This window comes from Streptomyces sp., from assembly GCF_050698815.1.
Classification (GTDB): Bacteria; Actinomycetota; Actinomycetes; order Streptomycetales; family Streptomycetaceae; genus Streptomyces.
Genome location: NZ_JBOHCV010000688.1, coordinates 1 through 3,525, shown reverse-complemented (window position 1 = coordinate 3,525; position 3,525 = coordinate 1). Strand labels below are relative to the sequence as shown.

The 3,525-nt window shown below is 70.6% G+C and carries 2 protein-coding genes and 1 pseudogene; 2 read left to right on the top strand and 1 reads right to left on the bottom strand.

What is annotated here, in order from left to right:
* A pseudogene (locus tag ACRDP3_RS24520) lies at window positions 1–660 on the bottom strand (PucR family transcriptional regulator); the annotation flags it as partial.
* Between the two features lie 211 nt (window positions 661–871).
* On the opposite strand from ACRDP3_RS24520, the gene ACRDP3_RS24515 reads away from it, so the two are divergent.
* Both ACRDP3_RS24515 and pruA read left to right on the top strand, forming a co-directional pair.
* Entirely contained in the window at window positions 872–1,798 is a 927-nt protein-coding gene (locus ACRDP3_RS24515; protein ID WP_431519170.1) for a proline dehydrogenase family protein, read from the top strand.
* 65 nt (window positions 1,799–1,863) lie between these two features.
* Window positions 1,864–3,495, top strand: coding sequence for an L-glutamate gamma-semialdehyde dehydrogenase (pruA, locus tag ACRDP3_RS24510; protein WP_431519169.1), 1,632 nt, complete (start codon window positions 1,864–1,866; stop codon window positions 3,493–3,495).
* Window positions 3,496–3,525: the final 30 nt, after the last annotated feature.

The window sequence follows — 3,525 nt, the reverse complement described above, 5'->3', positions numbered from 1 at the left end:
GCCCCGCACGGTCGCCGCCGGCAGCACGCAGCGGGCCGCGACATTCGGCTGTACGGGCACGTCCGTGCCGTCGTCCCCGGCGGGCTGCCAGGGCGTCACCGCCACCAGCGCCAGCGGTCCGGACGCCGCCGTGCCGAGCGCGTCCCGCAGTTGTGCGGCGGCCTCTTCGGCCGATCCGGTCCGCTCCTCGCCACCGAGCAGTTCGCCCAGCAGTTCGCCGGTGCGGGCGCCCTCGTGCGCCTCGGCCGCCAGCAGCGCCCCGATCCGGGCGGCCGTCGCCATCGCCGTCGTCAGCCGCGGGTCGGCCAGCTCGAGCGCGCCGTCGTCGAGCAGCCAGATGTAGCCGTACGCCACCCCGCCGTGCCGCACCGGCAGGCAGATCCGGCCGTGCACGACGCCCGCCGCCGGTTCGGGGTGGATGCGGACCGGGCGGGTCGCCCGGGCGATGCCGAAGCTCTCGAACCAGGCCCGCACCTCGGCCGTTGAGCCGCGCCCCAGGATCGAGCGGGTACGCACCGGGTCCAGCACCGCGTCGGAGGCGTCGCCGTCGCTCTCGTGAGCACCGAAGGCGATCAGGGCGAAGTCCCGGCCCTCCAGCGTCGCGGGGGTGCCGAGCAGCGCGGAGACCTCGTCGATGAGGGTCTGGTAGTCCTCGCGCATCCGTCTGGGTCGCCTTCCGCTCCGCTGTTCCGGCCGCCCCCATTCTCGTACAACTGTCTGAGATCTGGGACACGGACGCGTGACAGCTGTCGATGGTCCCCGGGTGGGGCGATCCTTAGATTCTGGGGGGCTTCCGGCGCGACGGCCGCCGTACACCGGCTGCCGTCGAAGGTCTGGAGCAGGAGAGACATGAACACCAGTGGAGGTGCCCGTGCCGGGACCATTGCTCCGCGCCGCCGCGCGCAGTGACGGCATCCGCCGTCTCGTCTCGTCCGCGCCGGTCACCCGCTCCGTGGTGGACCGGTTCGTGGCGGGCGAACAGCTCGATCCGTGCCTGCGGGCCGTACGGTCGCTGACCGATCGTGGCCTCCAGGTCACCCTCGACCACCTCGGTGAGGACATCACGGACCGCGCGGAAGCGCTGCGCAACCGCGACGCCTACCTCGCCCTCGCGCAGGCGCTGGCCGGGGAGGGCCTGGGTGAGCGGGCGGAGATGTCCGTGAAGCTGTCGGCCTTCGGGCAGGCGCTGCCGGGCGGCCACGACATCGCCCTCGCCAACGTCCGGCCCGTCGTCGAGGCCGCCGCCGAGGCGGGCACGACGGTTACGCTGGACATGGAGGATCACACCACCGTCGACTCGACGCTGGCCACCCTCACCGAGCTGCGCGAGCGCTTCCCCCAGACGGGCGCCGTGCTGCAGGCGTATCTCTTCCGCACCGAGGACGACTGCCGCGCCTTGGCCGGTGAGGGCTCCCGCGTGCGGCTGGTCAAGGGCGCCTACAACGAGCCGGCGACGGTCGCCCATCAGAACAAGCGCGAGGTGGACCGCGCGTACGTGCGCTGCCTGAAGATCCTGCTGTCCGGCGAGGGCTACCCGATGATCGGGTCGCACGACCCGCGGATGGTCGCCATCACACAGGAGCTGGCCCGGCGCCTCGGGCGCAAGCAGGACGAGTTCGAGTTCCAGATGCTCTACGGCATCCGGGAGACCGAGCAGGAGCGGCTGGCGGCCGAGGGATACGGGATGCGGGTCTACACCCCGTACGGAACCGACTGGTACGCATACTTCATGCGGCGCCTGGCGGAGCGCCCGGCGAACCTCGGGTTCTTCCTCCGCTCGCTCGCCACCCGCGGCTGACAGGCTTACCGGCTGAAACGGCTGACAGGCTGACAAACACTGACAGTGAAGGAGACATGGCTGCCATGGACGCTGTGACCCAGGTCCCCGCCCCGTACAACGAGCCGGTGCACACCTACGCACCCGGCTCGCCGGAGCGCGCCCGCCTCGAGCGCAAGCTCAAGGAGCTGGCCGACAACCCCGTCGACCTGCCCATGACCATCAACGGTGAGAAGCGGATGGGCGGCGGCGCACGCGTCGACGTCGTACAGCCGCACAACCACCACAAGGTCATCGGCAGCTACGCCAACGCCACCCGGCAGGACGCGCAGGACGCCGTCGACGCCGCCCTGGCCGCCGCCCCCGCCTGGCGTGCGCTCTCCTTCGACGACCGCGCGGCCATCATCCTCAAGGCCGCCGAGCTGCTGTCGGGTCCGTGGCGCGAGACGATCGCCGCCTCCACCATGCTGGGCCAGTCCAAGACCATTCAGCAGGCGGAGATCGACGCGCCCTGCGAACTGATCGACTTCTGGCGCTTCAACGTGCACTTCGCGCGGGAACTCCTCGAGGAGCAGCCGCCCATCCAGCCCAAGGGCGTGTGGAACCGGCTGGACCACCGGCCGCTGGAGGGCTTCGTCTACGCGATCACCCCCTTCAACTTCACCGCCATCGCCGGCAACCTGCCCACCGCCCCCGCCCTGATGGGCAACGTGGTGGTCTGGAAGCCGTCCCCCACCCAGACCCACGCGGCCGTGCTGCTGATGGAGCTGCTGGAGGAGGCGGGGCTGCCCAAGGGCGTGATCAACCTCGTCACCGGTGACGGCAAGGAGGTCTCCGAGGTCGCGCTGCCGCACCCGGACCTGGCGGGCGTGCACTTCACCGGCTCGACCAAGACCTTCCAGCACCTGTGGAAGACGGTCGGCGAGAACATCGCCGGCTACAAGTCCTACCCGCGGCTGGTCGGCGAGACCGGCGGCAAGGACTTCATCGTCGCCCACCCGACGGCCGACGCGGCCATCCTGAAGACCGCCATGGTCCGCGGCTCCTTCGAGTACCAGGGGCAGAAGTGCTCGGCCGCGTCCCGCGCGTACATCCCGCGATCGCTGTGGGAGAGCGGGCTGAAGGACGAACTCGTCGCGGAGACCGAGGGTCTGGCGATGGGCGATGTCAGCGACCTGTCGAACTTCATCGGCGCCGTCATCGACGACCGTGCCTTCGCGAAGAACAAGGCCGCCATCGACCGCGCCAAGGAGGACCCCACCTGTGAGGTCGTCGTGGGCGGCGAATACGACGACTCGGTCGGCTGGTTCGTGAAGCCGACGGTGATCACCTGCACCGACCCGGACAACGAGATCTTCTCCACCGAGTACTTCGGCCCCATCCTCGCTGTACACGTCTACGAGGACGGCGACTGGGACGCGATGCTGGAGCAGATGGAGTCGGCCTCCTCCTACGCGCTGACCGGCGCGGTTCTCGCCCGGGACCGGGCGGTGCTGGCCGCGGCCGGGGAGAAGCTCCGCTTCGCCGCGGGCAACTTCTACCTGAACGACAGGCCCACCGGTTCCATCGTCGGCCAGCAGCCCTTCGGCGGTGCCCGCGCCTCGGGCACCAACGACAAGGCGGGCTCGAAGTTCAACCTGCTGCGCTGGATGTCCCCGCGCGCCATCAAGGAGACCCAGGTCGCGGCGACCGACTACCGCTACCCGCACATGGGCTGACCTCCGCGTCCTCCGGCGTCCGCCCGGGTC

Excerpts from the sequence above, each read along its gene's own strand:
- pruA (WP_431519169.1), top strand. The coding sequence starts at position 1,864 with ATGGACGCTGTGACCCAGGTCCCCGCCCCGTACAACGAGCCGGTGCAC.